Annotated in this window: 15 protein-coding genes; 7 read left to right on the forward strand and 8 right to left on the reverse strand. The window is 45.4% G+C overall.

Annotated features, from left to right (window positions below; all coding sequences use genetic code 11):
- Window positions 1–49 precede the first annotated feature (49 nt).
- The 4 genes from Q1V85_RS16165 to pheS form a co-directional block, all read right to left on the reverse strand.
- Window positions 50–967 (reverse strand): Rpn family recombination-promoting nuclease/putative transposase, encoded by a 918-nt coding sequence (locus Q1V85_RS16165; RefSeq protein WP_300601525.1) that lies wholly within the window; start codon window positions 965–967, stop codon window positions 50–52.
- A 93-nt stretch (window positions 968–1,060) separates the two neighbouring features.
- A complete protein-coding gene (locus tag Q1V85_RS16170) occupies window positions 1,061–2,257 on the reverse strand; it encodes a beta-ketoacyl-[acyl-carrier-protein] synthase family protein (protein ID WP_300601527.1) in 1,197 nt (398 codons plus the stop codon).
- A gap of 9 nt (window positions 2,258–2,266) precedes the next feature.
- Window positions 2,267–2,530 carry a phosphopantetheine-binding protein gene (locus Q1V85_RS16175; protein WP_300601528.1) on the reverse strand — a complete coding sequence of 88 codons (264 nt, stop codon included), beginning with the start codon at window positions 2,528–2,530 and terminating at the stop codon, window positions 2,267–2,269.
- An 88-nt stretch (window positions 2,531–2,618) separates the two neighbouring features.
- Window positions 2,619–3,659, reverse strand: coding sequence for a phenylalanine--tRNA ligase subunit alpha (gene pheS / locus Q1V85_RS16180; RefSeq protein WP_300601530.1), 1,041 nt, complete (start codon window positions 3,657–3,659; stop codon window positions 2,619–2,621).
- Between the two features lie 185 nt (window positions 3,660–3,844).
- Between pheS and Q1V85_RS16185 the strand changes: the two genes are divergently transcribed.
- Both Q1V85_RS16185 and Q1V85_RS16190 read left to right on the forward strand, forming a co-directional pair.
- Window positions 3,845–4,453, forward strand: a complete 609-nt coding sequence (locus Q1V85_RS16185) for an ORF6N domain-containing protein (protein ID WP_366914012.1) — start codon at window positions 3,845–3,847, stop codon at window positions 4,451–4,453.
- Between the two features lie 391 nt (window positions 4,454–4,844).
- Window positions 4,845–5,312, forward strand: coding sequence for an Lrp/AsnC ligand binding domain-containing protein (locus Q1V85_RS16190; RefSeq protein ID WP_300601531.1), 468 nt, complete (start codon window positions 4,845–4,847; stop codon window positions 5,310–5,312).
- 89 nt (window positions 5,313–5,401) lie between these two features.
- On the opposite strand, the gene Q1V85_RS16195 is transcribed toward Q1V85_RS16190, so the two are convergent.
- From Q1V85_RS16195 to Q1V85_RS16210, 4 genes are all read right to left on the reverse strand, one after another.
- Window positions 5,402–6,487 (reverse strand): ABC transporter permease, encoded by a 1,086-nt coding sequence (locus Q1V85_RS16195; RefSeq protein WP_300601533.1) that lies wholly within the window; start codon window positions 6,485–6,487, stop codon window positions 5,402–5,404.
- 38 nt (window positions 6,488–6,525) lie between these two features.
- Complete coding sequence (locus tag Q1V85_RS16200; RefSeq protein ID WP_300601534.1) at window positions 6,526–7,674, reverse strand: glycosyltransferase; 1,149 nt, start codon at window positions 7,672–7,674, stop codon at window positions 6,526–6,528.
- A gap of 62 nt (window positions 7,675–7,736) precedes the next feature.
- On the reverse strand, window positions 7,737–8,408 hold the full coding sequence (locus Q1V85_RS16205) for a hypothetical protein (protein WP_300601535.1): 672 nt from the start codon (window positions 8,406–8,408) through the stop codon (window positions 7,737–7,739).
- Between the two features lie 35 nt (window positions 8,409–8,443).
- Window positions 8,444–9,184, reverse strand: coding sequence for an alpha/beta hydrolase (locus Q1V85_RS16210; protein ID WP_300601536.1), 741 nt, complete (start codon window positions 9,182–9,184; stop codon window positions 8,444–8,446).
- A gap of 322 nt (window positions 9,185–9,506) precedes the next feature.
- Between Q1V85_RS16210 and Q1V85_RS16215 the strand changes: the two genes are divergently transcribed.
- From Q1V85_RS16215 to Q1V85_RS16235, 5 genes are all read left to right on the forward strand, one after another.
- Window positions 9,507–10,094: a hypothetical protein gene (locus Q1V85_RS16215; protein WP_300601537.1), complete on the forward strand. Its 588-nt coding sequence runs from the start codon at window positions 9,507–9,509 to the stop codon at window positions 10,092–10,094.
- Between the two features lie 186 nt (window positions 10,095–10,280).
- Window positions 10,281–10,721: a MarR family winged helix-turn-helix transcriptional regulator gene (locus Q1V85_RS16220; protein WP_300601538.1), complete on the forward strand. Its 441-nt coding sequence runs from the start codon at window positions 10,281–10,283 to the stop codon at window positions 10,719–10,721.
- A 95-nt stretch (window positions 10,722–10,816) separates the two neighbouring features.
- The gene (locus Q1V85_RS16225; RefSeq protein WP_300601539.1) at window positions 10,817–12,610 is read left to right on the forward strand and encodes an acyl-CoA dehydrogenase family protein; all 1,794 of its coding nucleotides are present in this window, start codon (window positions 10,817–10,819) and stop codon (window positions 12,608–12,610) included.
- Window positions 12,611–12,898: 288 nt separating this feature from the next.
- The gene (locus Q1V85_RS16230) at window positions 12,899–14,920 is read left to right on the forward strand and encodes a DUF3857 domain-containing protein (RefSeq protein WP_300601540.1); all 2,022 of its coding nucleotides are present in this window, start codon (window positions 12,899–12,901) and stop codon (window positions 14,918–14,920) included.
- Window positions 14,920–16,839 carry a DUF3857 and transglutaminase domain-containing protein gene (locus tag Q1V85_RS16235; RefSeq protein WP_300601541.1) on the forward strand — a complete coding sequence of 640 codons (1,920 nt, stop codon included), beginning with the start codon at window positions 14,920–14,922 and terminating at the stop codon, window positions 16,837–16,839. The genes Q1V85_RS16230 and Q1V85_RS16235 overlap by 1 nt, the downstream gene beginning before the upstream one ends.
- Window positions 16,840–16,875 lie beyond the last annotated feature (36 nt).

Here is a 16,875-nt window from a genome sequence, read left to right on the forward strand (position 1 = left end):
GGGCGATTTGAAAATTTGAAAATATGTCCCGCTCTGGCGGGATGAAAATTCAGCTGATTCTTTCTTTTACCTGTTTTACATAGGCAACGGTAACCTGGGCTAATGCAGCAATTTTTGATACTTCAAAATCGGTATTGGTAAGAAGGTTCATTACAAATTCAAAGTCTCTTTCTTCCCTGCCTTTTTGCTCACCAATCCTGATGCCTTCTTCTTTACCAGCCTCCCGGGCATAGCTCAATACACTAGCATGATCCCATTTATGTTTTAAGCTCTTATCGTAAAGCATCTTTTCTTCTTTTGTAAGGTTACTGTATTCGGCAATGTGAAATAACTTCTGAAATATTGTTTTTCGCAGGAATACCGGCATTTTTTTCATTTGCCCCAGGTTCTTCAGCACATACAGCCATTTTTCCAGATCTGTTTTTAATGCTGCCTCTGTTTTCACAAATTTATGTAATTCTATATAAATGAATCCAAGCTTATCATAAAACCGTATTCCTGATCCGGCACTGCAAAGCCCTACATCATGGAGTACAGATCCGGTGGAAAGCTCTTCCAGCTCAGAATCTTCCAACAATGCAACCAGGAATACTTCCGGTAATTCATAATTCCAAAGATGCCGTTTGCCTTTAGGTGCCAGATCACTAATAAGGCGGCTTGTATAAAAAAGTGCCCGCTCCTTAAAGTTTTTTTGATTGCTGCGCTGTACTTCAATGATGAACTTTTCACCATTGTCGCCGGTACATAACAGGTCAAAAACGGCCCCGCCTCCATTGGTGGTATCTCCCGTATATTCTGTTTTGCTGAAATTGAGGTCTGTGATATGTTTCCGGCCATTGAAGATGCAGTTTAGAAAAGCAATAAGCAGGTCTTTATTTGGCTCTGTTCCAAAGATGCGTTTAAAACCAAAGTCTGTAAGCGGATCAATATAAACAGCAACATCTCCCCGGTGTTTTGCAGTTGTCATAGGTATTTGTTTTAACAAAGATGCTCTATAAAGATAACGCCTTTAGCCGGTACTGCAATCAGATACGCCTGCCCCTGACAGGAAGGATGTTTTTTAAAGGTATTGCCCGAAGATTAACGAGCTACAATTGCCTCCGAATCCAAATGAGTTGGACATTACATAACGAAGGGGGCGTTTTTCGTAAGCCGTTACCGGAACCAGCCCGGTTTTTTCAATGGGCGTTTCAAAGTTTAAAGAGGGATATACTTCCTGATGATAGAGATTGAGGATACTGTAGATGGCTTCAACGGCACCGGCAGCTCCCAGCGTATGGCCTGTATAGGATTTGGTGCTGGCAAAAGCGGGTACCTTATCAAACAAGCGCAGCATGGCTACACTTTCTGTTTCATCATTATTTTCGGTAGCCGTTCCATGTGCATTGATAAAATCAATGTCTTCCGGCTGCAGGCCTGCTGTTTGCAAAGCTCCCTGCATGCAAAGAAAGGGACCGTCGGCATTTTCTGAAGTAGAGGAAGGATGATAGGCATCATTACTGTTGCCATACCCTTTTAGTTCTGCATAGATCCGGCGGGAAGGCACAATATGCTCCTCTTTTTCCAAAACGATAAACGCTCCGGCCTCGCCCAGGTTCAGGCCTTTCCGCGCTATATCAAAAGGCCGGCAGGGTGCATTTGATAGGATCATCAGCGCATTGAAACCATTGATCGTAAATTTTGCAAGACTATCGGTACCGCCTACGATCACCCGTTCTGCCCGTCCGCTCTTCAGCAGGCGCGCACCATACATAATAGCATTGGCGGAAGAAGAACACGCGGTATTAAAGGTATTGATGATACCGCCGATATTAAAAAAAGATTGCAGGAACAGGGTGCTGGCGCTATTAGAATAGGATGCCAGGTAAGGGCTGCCTGTAGGCACATCGGCATTGGCATCGGCATACATATTATCCGTCAGGCACATACCTCCAACAGTGCTGGCGCCGATCAGCGCTGTAGACCGGCTGCGTAATTGCTGCTCAGAGAGCTGTGCATCTTCGATCGCTTCCTTTAACGCCTGCAAAGCGATCAAATCGGTACGGGTAGCCTGGGCCTGGGGGGCGTTCAATCGGTCTGCCAGCGCCTCCGTGCTTTTTTTTACTTCTCCGAAAGGAAGCAGGGTTGTATATTTCGATTGCAAAAAGGCCGCATTCCCGATACCGGAACGTCCTTCCTTCAGCGACTGCCGGTTTGCTGCCACTGTATCGCCGATCGCAGAAGTGAGCCCTATGCCGGTAACTAAAATCCTGCCCAAAACGGAATTTTATTTTGTACGGTGTTGTTCAATATAATCTACCATTGTATTAACAGTAGTTAAAATTTTTCGTCCTTCTTTAGGATCCTGGATGTTGATGCCATACTCGCGGGAAAGCATCACGATCAGTTCAATGGAGTCGATGGAGTCCAGTCCGAGGCCATCCCCAAACAAGGGCTCTTCATCCTTAATATCTTCAGGTTTTACATTATTCAGATTCAGAAACTTAATGATCTGTTCTTTTACCTGTTGTTTCAGTTGTTCTTTTTCCATTGTTATACTTCTATAAATAGTTATCAAAAATAAGGATCACGGGTGGTTGTTGCTACCGGTTTTCTTTTATGATGCGGTGTTACCGGTATTACGTTGCAGCGGTAAACTGTTTTAAGAAACGCACATCGTTTTCGCTGAACAGGCGGATATCATTAATGCCATATTTTAACATTGCCGGCCGCTCTACGCCCATGCCGAAGGCAAAACCCGTATATTTTTCGGGATCTATATTGCAATTTCGTAATACATTCGGATGTACCATACCGCATCCTAAAATTTCTACCCATCCTGTTTTTTTACAGATATTACAGCCTTTACCTCCGCAAATAAAGCAGCTCACATCCATTTCGGCACTGGGTTCTGTAAATGGAAAATAAGAAGGACGGAACCGTACCCGTACATCTTTGCCATACATCTCTCTTACAAAGAAATAAAGGGTTTGCTTGAGGTCGGCAAAAGATACATTTTCGTCAATATATAATCCCTCCACCTGGTGGAAGAAGCAATGGCTGCGGGCACTGATGGTTTCATTGCGGTATACCCGTCCCGGGCAGATAACGCGGATAGGTAGTTTACCTTTTTCCATTTCGCGGATCTGCGTATTGCTCGTATGCGTACGTAACAGCCAGTCAACAGCCGTATTTTCTCCCGCATCCACATAAAAAGTGTCCTGCATATCCCGTGCCGGGTGATGTGCCGGCATATTCAAGGCGGTGAAATTATGCCAGTCGTCTTCGATCTCAGGGCCTTCAGCCACCGCAAACCCCAGTCGTTGAAAAATGGAAATGATCTTATGCCGCATCAGGGAAATGGGATGACGGCTACCCAGGGGAACCGCATCACCCGGCAGGGAAAGATCCGGTACAGACTGATCAGCAGCACTTGCGCCGGCTGATTCCTTCAGTTCGGCGTATTTATTTTCAGCAAATAGTTTAAATTCATTCAATAGTTGTCCCGCCTCCTTCTTCTGTTCAACGGGTACATGTTTCATTTCGCCCATTGCTTCTTTTACCCGGCCCTTGGAACCCAGCCATTGAATACGGAATGTTTCCGCAGCTTGTTCGCCGGAACCAGAGAATGCCGTAATCTCGTGTTTGTAAGCATCTAACTTTTGAATCAAATCCTGCATAGCGGGCAAAGATAATTAAAATGAAGGAGGCAAGATAACGGTAATTTCGGGGAGGCGAAACCATTTTTGCATGACCGGCGTTCCGGGCACATGATTCCGGCTAAGGCGAGGATGAATCAGCCATATAGCATATTTCCGGAAGTCATGAAAATGCTGTAAATTGATGACGAAAAATGTTCTAACCATTGAAAACAAATGAAAGTACCATGCAATTAACTGTTATTCAACAAAAAATTTATGAAATAAGAGATCAGCGTGTAATGATCGATTATGATCTCGCTGATTTGTACCAGGTTGAAACAAAGCGGTTGAAGGAGGCTGTAAGGAGAAACAGGAATCGTTTTCCCGACGATTTTATGTTTGAACTGACAAAAGAAGAGTACGATGCTTTAAGGTCGCAAATTGCGACCTTAAAGCATGCTATTGTTGCAGAGGATGAACTGGTAGTTTCAAAGCGTGGCAGACACTCAAAATATTCGCCCTTTGCCTTCACCGAACATGGTGTAGCCATGCTGGCGTCTGTACTAAACAGTGAAAAGGCCATTGAAATGAATATTGCAATTGTACGGGCTTTTATAGCCTTGCGGCAATTAACCCTGCTGCGTAATAACTTCCTGGAACAATTGCAACAGCTTCGCATTGAATTGTACCAACGTATTGATGGACATGATGCCCAGCTGAGCCAGATATATGACGCACTGGAAAACATGCTGGATACGGAAGCTGAAAAGAGACACCAAGAGAAGGCCAAAGCAGAATCATGGAAAAACAGGGAACGGATCGGTTACAAATGAACGGTTTTCCGAAAAACCTAATAAAAAAAGTCTTACAAGAGTGGCTTGTAAGACTTTTTAAAAGCTGTAGGGGGAGGGCTCGAACCTCCACGAGGCAGTTAGCCGCAACACAAATTCCGTGGTGGTCAACCCCGGTCGATCCCAACCGAAATTGGAACCGGCTCTATGCTGTGTTTATCCTGGACTCCTCACCCCCGAGACAAGAGGGCATGTCTGCCAAAAATTTCATCACCCCACAGTGTAAAAGAACCCGCTGTTTAAGCGTTTGATAGAACAAAAATAGAGAATCTTCCCGGTTCATTCCAAATAATTCAATAAAAATTTTGAAAATATAGAAAATGTTTAAATATTTGCAGTGATTGTTAAATTATTTAAAATCAATATTGCCTAAATGAACAATAAATTGAATCTAGACAAACTCGATTTGCAGATCATCCAGCACATGATGGAGGATGCAGAGATTTCGTATGCCGATCTTGGCAAAAAGCTTTTTGTATCGGGCGGTACCATACATGTGCGTATTAAAAAATTGCAGAAGGATGGCATAGTGAAAGGTACGAAATTAAATACAGACTTAAAACTATTGGGATATGATGTGATTGCTTTTATCGGAATTTATCTGAAAGAAAGTTCCCTGTATGATTCTGTAGCCAAAGAATTGTATAAGCTAAAGGAAGTGGTTCGTCTTAACTATACTACCGGAAATTACAGCATGTTTGCGGAGATCATCTGTAAAGATATCAGTGAACTGCGAACCGTACTGCATGAGAAGTTGCAAAAGATCAAAGGGATTGAAAGAACCGAAACGCTGATCTCCCTTGAGGAAAGTTTTGCCCGGAATGTAAGAGTACTGGACTAAGCCCATTTTCGATTTTCGGTTTTTAATACCTGATTTGATCAAGCCCAAAATGGACAATCCCGATGTAGCAGGCAGGGAAACGGATTTTCTCAGAGCTTTCCCCGTACATTGAGTGCATCCCGCAACCCGTTTCCAAAAAGATTAAAAGCCAGCACAAGGATCATTATGGCAAACCCCGGCGCCAGCGCCAGCATGGGGTTTTGCGTAATAATAAAATTATAGTTTTCCTTAATCATCAATCCCCAGCTGGGTTGAGGCGGCTGCACGCCAACGCCAAGGAAACTGAGCCCCGCTTCAATAACGATTGCTGATGCAAAATTAGCGGCTGCTATCACTAATACGGGCCCCATAATATTGGGCCATATGTGCCCCGCGATGATGCGCGCATTTCTAAATCCAAGGGCCCGGGTTGCTTCAATATATTCCAGTTCTCTTACCGCCAGTACCTGCCCCCTTACAAGACGGGCCACATTCACCCACATGGTTAATCCTACGGCGATGAATACCTGCCAGAAGCCTTTACCAAGTGCCAGTGTAATTGCAAAGACCAATAGCAGTGTCGGGATGCTCCAGATCACATTGATGAACCACATAATGGCTTCATCAATTTTGCCCCGGTAAAATCCGGCAAGGGATCCAAGGATCAATCCGATGCTGATTGATATCAGCACAGTGATCATTCCCACACTCAGGCTAACCCTTGTTCCTACGATCAGCCTGCTGAGAATATCCCGTCCGTAGCTGTCTGTTCCCAACCAGAATGTTTTGGTAACAATTGGCGTTTCGGTCAGCTGTGTTTTTGAGAAATGTACCTTTTCTGTAACCCCTTCATCAATGTATTTATCAACATAGACGCTATCGGCCGTGTATTGGTAGGCTGTAATGGGAATATAGTCGGCCTGGTCTGGCCGGCCGTTCAGCAGCCGTTGTATAAAGCCGGCGGGATTTGGCTGCTGGTCTTTTTTTATTTTTAAAAAGGTTTGTTTCCATCCGGGTTTGGCCCCTCCGATCTCAAGAATGATGCGGTTTGCATTGGGTGAAGCATCTTCCGCAAGAAAATAGCAAAAGATCGCCACAAAGATGGAAAAAAGAATCACGTACAAACCCACCACTGCTCCTTTGTTTTTCTTGAGCCTTTTCCAGGCAGACTGGCGAAATATGGAGAATAATTGCATGCGTTTCAAATGTAAGAAAAAACCGATCCGGAATCACTTTATTTTACCCGGCGCCCTTTCCATTCATACCGGCCAAAGCTTCCCAGGAACCCTGCAAGTATGGTATATGCAATATGTAGCGGCTGAAATAAAAAAAAATATCTTAACCGCGACTGTTTGCTGAAGAACTGCGCCACGCTGCTGATAAACGGGTATTCGATAATGGTTTTTAAGAGCCAGCATGCAAATAATATATATAGGTAGCTGCTGTGTATAAACCCTGCAATGAGCAACACCAAAAAGGAAAGATTAAAAAAATACACCAGTAACAACACGGCAAAGATGCGCTTATCGTCGTAACTGGTGGCCTTACTGGCCCAGCGGATGCGTTGGTTAATGAATGCATTCCAGGTGGGTGCCGCCGCAGTTTTTACAATTGCCTGTTTGGATTTGAGGTAGGTAATCCGGTGCGGATATCGCTTCCATATTTTGTGCATCAGCAGCATATCATCTCCGGAGGCGATGGTATCAATTCCGCTGAATCCGTTTACTTCTTGATATACATCTCTCCGGTAAGCCAGGTTGGCGCCATTACACATAGTATGGATATTCTTATAAACAGAGGCTCCGGTAATGCCCTGCAATGTAAGGAAGTCCAGATCCTGGAATATATTCACAACCGTTCCTTCCTCTATAAAAGCAACAGGAGCTGCAATAAATACCGGGTCGCTTTCATGAATAGCCTGCGCAAATCCCTGTAACCAGCCGGGGGGAACGATACAGTCCGCGTCGGTGCAAATGATCCATTCGTGCTGCGCTGCTCCGATGCCGGTTTCAATGGCTTTTTTCTTATAAGAGTTGAGTCCCCCGCCGGTGAGCCGGATAAGGGTTATTAAAAGATTTTCGCTGTTGAGCGCTTTAAATCCTTCCACGAGGGCTGCGGTATCATCGTCTGAATGGTCATCCACCACAATCACTTCAAAAAGATGGGCGGGATACTGCTGACGTTTTATCGATTCAAGGAGCTGCAGAATGTTAGCTGCTTCATTCCGGGCGGGGATGATGATGGAAAAGGTAGCTGGATGACCAGGAACGGTATTGCCGGTATTTGGAGATTGCAGGGGGATCTGTTTCCAGCTTTTTGTGTAAAACAGGATTAACAGCGTATACACCAGGAGTAATAGCAACAGGACACCAATGAGCCACATGTTGGCAAAGCTAATGGTTCGTGATTAAATGAAACTACCTTAAAATCCCGTGATGTAATGTCTTAAATACGGGCACTATTGGTGCGTTTAACGGGAGTGCGCTGTGTTTTCACCGTTGGGCGCTTTTTGTGGCTGGTAATGGTAGCAGCCTTCTGCCGGTTGTAGCGGTTTGCAGCTGGCTTGCGGGAAGCTGTATGCCTTGTATCGGAAACTGCAATCCTATTCGCGGCGGTTTCATGCACAACAGGAGCTGCCCGGCGACCATTAGACGATTTGATATTCCCATTACCGATGTGGATGGAATGCGTTCCGTTTGGATTTACGATGGTTTTTGTTGCTCCGTTATTAAGAATGGTTGAGTGCGTACCATCGGGGTTAACGATTGTTTTCGTGCGGCCGTTATTAACGATCGTAGCGTGTGTTCCGTTTGGATTTACGATGGTTTTTGTTGCTCCGTTATCAATAATGGTTGAATGCGTGCCATCGGGGTTAACGATTGTTTTCGTGCTGCCGTTATTAATGATCGTAGCGTGTGTTCCGTTTGGATTTACGATGGTTTTTGCTGCCCCGTTATCAATAATGGTTGAATGCGTACCATCGGGGTTAACGATTGTTTTTGTTGTTCCATTATTGATAACCACCGAATGTGTACCATCTGAATTGACAATAATGGTTTGTGTCATGCCCGGATACGCTAAAATTACATCAATAATCAGCAGCAAAGGCCATTTCATATAAAAGTATTTATGCCCAATTTACGACAGGCGAATCAAAAATTTTTTGTAAAAATTGCCTGTACCGTTCTGTCCTGCAGCAACCGGTGCCCCGCTTCCAGTACATAAGTATGGGCAAGTGCTTCGATGTTTTTTACAAACCGGTCGCCACGTTTTGCAGGAATCACATTGTCGTATCTTCCAAAATAAAGCTGCGCGGGTGTTTGCCGTTGAGCAATTGTTTTTTTTATCTGTGCGATATCGGGTTTAAAAAATCGGAATGCGGTCCATGTGGTATACAGCATTTTGCGTACCTGCGACTGGTGGAGGTAATGAACCGCAAACTTTTTAACCCCCGCATTAATGATCCCGGCCTTATGCAGCGCTCCCGCAAATTTTATCAGCCATCCCGGCTTTTTCATAGTCCTGGCAAAAAGACGATTGCCTGGTATGGTATGTGCAGCGCACCAATACCAGAAGCTCATTTTCAAGCCATCCGGGGCCAGCAATACCAGCTGCTGAACATTTTGAGGATATTGCTGGTAATAGGAAAGACATATACGTCCGCCCAGGCTGAATCCCACCAGGATTACCGGCTGTACGGCATTAAAAGATTCTTCGTTCAATAAATGCTGTATGATTTCATGAAGCTGGGCCGGCGTAAAACGGAGCCCTTCCCTCCATTGGGTACTACCATGAAACGGTGCATCAATGGCAATGATGGTATACTGATTGGCACTGTTTTTAAGCACCGAAAACGACTGCGCCGATTCGTTGAAACCATGAAAACAGATCACCGGTTGCGGCCCGGTGCCGCTAACGCCATAACTAATGACCGATTGCCTGTATAAAAGGTACTGCTGTTTCAGATCCGCTGTTGAGTTGCTGCAATTTCGGTTTTTTTATGGCCGGCCGGTTAAACGATAACATTTTTATTCCTGGAGTGGCACTTGATGACATGCACTATGGCTTATCCCCCCCTGATCTATATTCCGTCGAATTAAAAAGAGTACCACTTTTGCGATCCGGCACTAAAAATGCAGTTTCATCACAAAAAAACAGCAATTCGTTACATGGGGTGAATGCAAGCGGAGCCGGATGCATACTTTTGGTAAAAAGATGCGTTTTACCATAGGTTGCCTTTTAGTGCTTGCAATGACCGGTAGCTGCGATAAAAAAAAGGATCCGCCGCTACAGGATCCGCCGGGAGCAACCATACAATATGTTGACCTGCACAACCGGGCCATCACCTTTGGCCAGCAGGCATCGGTTGATGCGGATGGTAACGGAACGGATGACCTGATTTTCAGAACATCGCTGCTGGGAGATCCCATCAATAAAGAAGACAAACAGCAATGGAAGGTGCAGGGGTATGCCACTACCCGGTTGCCGGTGAATACAGACGACCATATCCCCGTGATCCCTCAAAAACAACGGATCGGTATTGAAGATTTTAACGGCTATCACTGGGCAGAAGGGGTTGCCGCTTTGCTGGCAGAAAAAGTAACAAATGCCAATGACCAGGTCTTTTGGCGGGGCGATTGGACGGCCGCAGATCACCTGTTTATTCCTTTTAGGATCACGCGCAACAGCCGCATTTATACCGGATGGGTTGAGGTGAGCTTTAGCAAGATCCAGGAACAATTAATATTACACCGGGCCGCTCTTTCCACAAAAGAGAACCAGGCCATCGAAACCGGTAGCTAACGTTTCATATTTACGAATCATCCCTGAAATGGGGTGGCCAAAGGCGGTATCAAAAGTCTTATTTCCCAACGGAGCAGGACTTTTGATGCCGCCGTTTTTTTATTTGTTTTATTGAGCGGAATCAATCCCGAAAAGTTGGATGGATGAAAAAATAAACTAACTTTGGTTAGTTGTTAAAACAACTATATGCCAAACAACCAATTTAAAAAAAGTGAATTGTACAGCTTCATCACCGGTGTAGCCAGTACGGCTATTGCCCGGAGGTTGCAGAAGAAGTTCAACCAGGCAGATCTGAGTCTGACCATCGAACAGTGGAGCGTGTTGTACCACTTATGGAAAGAAGATGGCATTAGTCAGCAGGACCTTTGTAAGGCCACTTTCCGGGATAAGCCCAGCATGACGCGGCTGGTAGATAACCTGGAAAAAGCAGGAATGGTAAAACGGATCTCTTCGCGGTCCGATCGCAGAAAGAACCTGATTTATCTCACAGACCGTGCAAAGGAAATGCAGGAAACCTGTTACGGCTTTGCAGAGGAAACCGTGGAAGAAGCACTTTCCGGTGTAAGCCAGGATAAAATTGAGGTTTGTAAAGAAGTGCTGAAGATTGTATATGAGAATTTAAGGTAAGAATGAGCGTTCAGCATTACCCTTCAGTTATCAGCGAACAGCTGACGACTGATAACAGAATGCCTCAACATTTTAAAACTTAAAAAACAAAAACAATGGATGCTGCTGTAAACAATGAAACAATTACCAAAGGGGCAGAGTGGCTGATAAAAGAACAGGACCCGGCCGGAACATTTATTGCCAACGACTTTGATGAAGAGCAGTTGATGATACGTGATCTGTGTAACCAGTTCCTGGAAGCGGAGGTATGGCCCAACCTGGACCGGATTGATAGTATGGAGCCGGGGCTGATGAAATCGCTGGTACAAAAAGCCGGGGAACAGGGGCTATTGGCCACTTCGTTTCCCGAAGAATACGGCGGACTGGGAAAGGATTTTGTAACCTCCACCATTATCAATGAATACCTGGGTGCGGGGCATTCTTTTTCCGTGGCAATTGCGGCGCATACGGGTATCGGAACCCTGCCTATCTTATATTTTGGCAATCCTGACCAAAAACAAAAGTATATTCCCAAACTGATCACCGGTGAGTGGACGGGCGCTTATGGGCTTACAGAACCTAACAGTGGTAGTGATGCCCTAAGTGCAAAAACCACGGCTAAGCTGAGCGAGGACGGCAAATATTATTTATTGAACGGACAGAAATGTTGGATCACCAATGGTGGTTTTGCGGATGTATATACGGTTTTTGCAAAAGTAGATGGTGATAAATTTACCGGCTTTATTGTAGAACGAGGTATGGAAGGTTTTACCCAAGGACCGGAGGAACAGAAGATGGGGATCAAAGGATCTTCTACCGTACAACTGTATTTTCAGGATGCGAAAGTACCGGTTGAAAATGTGCTGGGTGAGATTGGCAAAGGACATAAGATCGCCTTTAATATATTAAACATCGGGCGTCTGAAACTTTGCGCAGCGGCCCTGGGCGGTGCGCGCAAGGCGTTTAATATTTCGCTGGAGTATGCAAAAACACGGGAACAGTTCAAGCAGCCGATCAGCAATTTCGGGGCCATTAAACACAAGTTGGCGGAAATGGCCATTGGCATGTTTGCAGCGGAATCGGCCCTGTACCGCACGGCAAAATGGATCGACCGGTTTGAACAGAAATTACTGGATGAAGGTAAGCCCTTTAATGAAGCATTGCTGGGAGCGGCAGAGGAATATGCTATTGAATGTGCCATGTTAAAAGTTTTTGGAAGCGAGTTGCTGGACTTTGTAGTGGATGAAGGCGTGCAGATACACGGTGGTAACGGGTTTAGCGCTGAGTATAATATTTCAAGAGCTTATCGCGACAGCCGGATCAACCGTATTTATGAAGGTACCAACGAGATTAACCGGTTGCTGATTTTGGATATGACCCTGAAACGCGCAATGCAGGGGCGGCTGAACCTGATGGGACCGGCAATGGAAGTACAAAAGGAACTGATGAGTATACCAGACTTTGGTAGTGAGGATGAAACACCGTTTGCGGAAGAGCGCAAGCTGATCGCCAATCTTAAAAAAGCCATCCTGATGGTGGCCGGTGCTGCCGCACAAAAACTAATGATGAAAATCGAAGGGGAACAGGAGATCCTGATGCATATTGCCGATATGGCAATGGACGTATTTCATGCAGAAAGCGTGCTGCTACGTACTATGAAAACGGCCGCAACCAGGGGCGATGCAGCTGCAGCCGACTATGCGGATATGACCCGGGTGTACCTGTATGACGCGGCAGATAAGATCAATAAAGCCGGTAAAGACGCCATCAATGGGTTTGCCGAAGGCGATGAGCAACGCATGATCCTGATGGGATTAAAACGGTTTACCAAGGCTCAGCCTTTTAACAGCAAGGAGGCACGTCGCCGTATTGCAGACAAATTAATTAATACCGGCTATTACTATTTTTAATACCCTCCGTATGAACATTGAGAAATCGGGGCCCTGCCCCGTTTTTTTATGAAAAGAGGCCAGGCTACATTAAATGGTGTGCCACCCCCCCCCCAAAAAAAAATCTTAAATATATAAATGCCTTGTATTGAGGTTTGTTCTCCCCGTAACAACGATTGGCAACAAACACGGTAATTGTTTTGAAGTCGCTCTTTCTTATGTTCGGCCGTATTGTACAAAGGAATTGGCCGGTTAAAAATTTTTTCGTTGTTAATGGAGCTTTTATATTTGTTGCTGGAATTAACTATTATGAGAACGACTTTATTTTCTGTACTGCTTTTATTGACATTTTTTTTATTCCCGATTGCCGATGCCCAGGAAGGGACTAATCTCAAATTTGGTAAGGTTACGGCTGCTGATTTTACGCTCCATTCGCCTGTAGTGGACTCTAATTCCAGTGCCGTGGTGCTGGCCGATGTTGGTTCTTCCCGGATCGAGGGAAACAACAAGGGCTGGTTTTCGCTGATCCATAAGCGTACTACACGAATCAAAATACTGAATAAAAAGGGTTTTGATGCGGGTAACGTATCTATTGAGCTGTATGTATCTCCCGAAGGTGAAGAAAAACTAACCGATGTAAAAGGCATTACCTACAACCTGGAAAACGGCACGGTACAGCAAACAAAGCTGGAGGCTGCAAATATTTTTAAGGAAAAACAGGACCGGCGCTGGACTGCACGTAAATTTACATTCCCAAATCTAAAGGAAGGGTCGATCCTGGAATATACTTACACCATTGAATCGGAATTCTTATTCAACCTAAGGCCCTGGGAGTTCCAGGGAGCTTATCCCCGGCTATTTACGCAGTATACCGTTTACATTCCTGAGTTCTTTCAATATGTATTTTTATCACAGGGCTATATACCATTGAAAAACGCCAAGAAAGATGTTTTTAAAACCTGGTCGGTGTCGGAGTCAAACGGAACCCAGGCCACAGAACACTACTCGCTTACGGGTTATGAAACGCAAAACACCTGGTCTGCAACAGATGTTCCGGCATTAAAAGAAGAGCCGTTTACTTCTTCGCTTCACAACCATAATTCCAAGATCGATTTTCAGCTTTCCCAGTATCGCTTTCCCAATACACCGGTTAAAGACATCATGGGGAACTGGGTTACTGCCAGTGAACAATTGTTAAAACATGAAAATTTTGGGGCGGAGATCACCAGGCCCAATTTCTGGCTGAATGATGTGGTAAAAGAGATTATACCCGCGGGCGCCAGTGAGCTGGAGGCGGTACAGGCACTGTATTCCTTTGTGAGGGACCATTTCACAACCACCCAGGCAAACGGTTTTTATATTTCTGACCAAACTACCCTGAAAGACGTATACCGGAAAAAAAGCGGAACGGTTGCGGAGGTCAACATGCTGTTGATTGCTATGCTGAAACAGCGGGGGATCGCCGTAAATCCGGTGTTGCTCAGCACCCGCAGTCATGGCTGGGCAAACCCCTTTTACCCGCTGCTGGGCCGGTACAATTATATTATCTGCACTGCCCGGGTAGACGGAAAATCTTATTATCTGGATGCCACACGGCCCCGGTTGGGTTTTGGAAAACTACCGGCCGAATGCTATAACGGCATGGGATTTATGGTAAGTACCACACCACAGAATATAAACTTTGATCCGGACTCATTGCGTGAACAAAAAACAACCCTGCTATTCCTGGTGAATAAAGCGGATGGAAAGGGGCTGGAAGGTTCTTTTAGCAGTACGCCCGGCTATTATGAATCGTTCCGGATAAGAGATCAGCTGGCAACAAAGGACATGGATAGCTATTTTAAAGAGGCTGAAAAATCCTATTCTTTTCCAATGAAGTTATCTGATACCCAGGTCGATTCATTAAAAAAGTTTGATTTTCCGGTCACCGTGAGATATAAAATGAGTTTTGACACAGAGGGGGAAGACATGATTTACCTGAACCCCATGTTCGGGGAAGCAGTAAAGTCAAATCCTTTTGTTTCTGCAGAACGGAAGTACCCGGTAGAAATGCCGTTTACCATGTATCAGGTATTTGTGCTTAATATGGAATTGCCAAAGGGATATGAAGTGGAGGAACTGCCAAAATCAACACGGGTGATGCTCAACGATAACGAGGGTATGTTTGAGTATCTCATCAGCTCCTCCGGCGGAAGGATTATGCTGCAGAGCAAGATTGATATCCGGAAAACAACTTTCCAGGCAGAGGACTACCAGACGCTGCGGGATTTTTTTGGTCATATTGCAAAAAAACACGGCGAGCAGGTTGTATTAAAAAAAATCAAACAGTGATGAAGGCATTTTTTCCCAGCACTGCTGCGCTCTTTCTTATTGTAGTACTATGGCCGGTACTGGCCAGGGCTGAGTATCCGGTGAGCTCCATTCCGGAGGCCCTGCTAAAAAAGGCAGACCTGGTTAAGCGCCTGGATGAAACCACCATAGAAGTACGGAATATCGGAAAGGCCATCTATCGCAGACACTACGTGTACACCATTCTTAGTGAGGCCGCAGACGAGTACAGCGCTCTTGTTGTGGGCTATGATAAGTTCCGGCTGATCAATGATATTTCCGGAACACTTTATAGTTCCGATGGAAAAAAGCTACGATCGGTAAAGCGGAAAGACATCCAGGACGGCAGTGGAACGGATGGGTCCAGTCTGATTACAGACGGAAGATACAAATACCATAATTTTTATTACAAAGAGTATCCTTATACTATTGAATATGATATGGTAATGGAGTTGAACGGGTTGTTTTACTTTCCGGAATGGATACCGCAGAGCGGTCCAAAAGTGGCAGTGGAAAACAGCCGGCTTATTTTTGAAACCCCAAAGGATTACAATCTGCGCTATAAGATGTTTCATTATACCGGAGCACCACAGGTGAAGGACCTGAAAAATACAAAGATGCTTTCCTGGGAGCTGGGGCCGGTACCGGCCCGGGAGGAAGAAGCTTTTGCACCGGAATGGAACCAGTTGGTGACCCGTGTGTTAACGGCACCTTCGGATTTTGAGATCGGAGGCTATAAGGGAAATATGGATACCTGGCAGCAGTTTGGAAAATTTATGACCACGCTTTATGCCGGGCGCGATGTGTTGCCGGCCGGTATGAAAACAAAAGTGCAGGAGCTAACGGCCGGGTTGAAAACCCGGGAAGAAAAAATTGATACCCTGTATCGCTATATGCAACACAACGCGCGCTATATCAGTATTCAGCTGGGCATAGGTGGATGGCAGCCGCTGGATGCCACCTATGTTGCTGAAAAAAAGTATGGCGATTGCAAGGCCTTGTCGAATTATATGGTGGCACTGTTAAAAGAAGCAGGGATCAAAGCTCATTCTGTGCTGATTACCGCAGGAGCCGATGATAAAGAGCTGGTGAGTGATTTTCCGTCTAATCAGTTTAACCATGTGATCGTTTGCGTACCCGGGGCACGGGATTCCATATGGCTGGAATGTACCAGCCAAACCGTTTCACCGGGGTATATGGGAGGCTTCACCGGCGACCGTGAGGCCTTGCTGATTGATGATGCAGACAGCCGGCTGGTACGAACACCCGCTTATCTTAAGTCGGAAAATACGCAGTACCGGGTGATTGATGCCCGGCTGGATGCGGCAGGTACATTAGACGCAGCTGTTACAACCCGTTGCACGGGGCTGCTGCAGGATGACCTGCATGGCGTGATACACGGCCTTTCGGATGAAGAGCAGCAAAAAAGACTGCGCAGCCATTTTTCGCTTCCTAATTATGAAATCAATTCGTTTAATTACAAGGAAGCGGGGAGCAATACCATTCCGGCTGTTACCGAAAAAGTGCAGCTGGTATCGAAAAATTATGCAACCATTACCGGGAAACGCCTGTTTATTGCACCCAATATTCTGGCAGTTGATACCCGTAAACTTTTGGATGAGGAAAAACGGGAAGAAGAAATTGTTTATCCTTATGGTTTCAAAAAGTCAGATAGCGTTTCAATCAGGATCCCACAAGGTTACGTCATAGAGTCGATGCCCAAGGCCGTAACGGTGAAAAATGCATTTGGTGTATATGAGATCCGGTTTGAATTAAAGGAAGATATCATCAGCATGACCCGCCTGTATGAGCGTAACAGCGGCCGTTTTCCGGCCAGCGATTATAAAACAATGGCCGATTTTTACAATAAGGTTTATGCCGCAGACCGGGCACGAATGGTATTGGTGAAAAAAGGAGAATAGATACATATCGGATAGCTTTCCGGCAGGAGCATTGAA

Source organism: Niabella sp. (assembly GCF_030150205.1).
Lineage (GTDB): Bacteria > Bacteroidota > Bacteroidia > Chitinophagales > Chitinophagaceae > Niabella.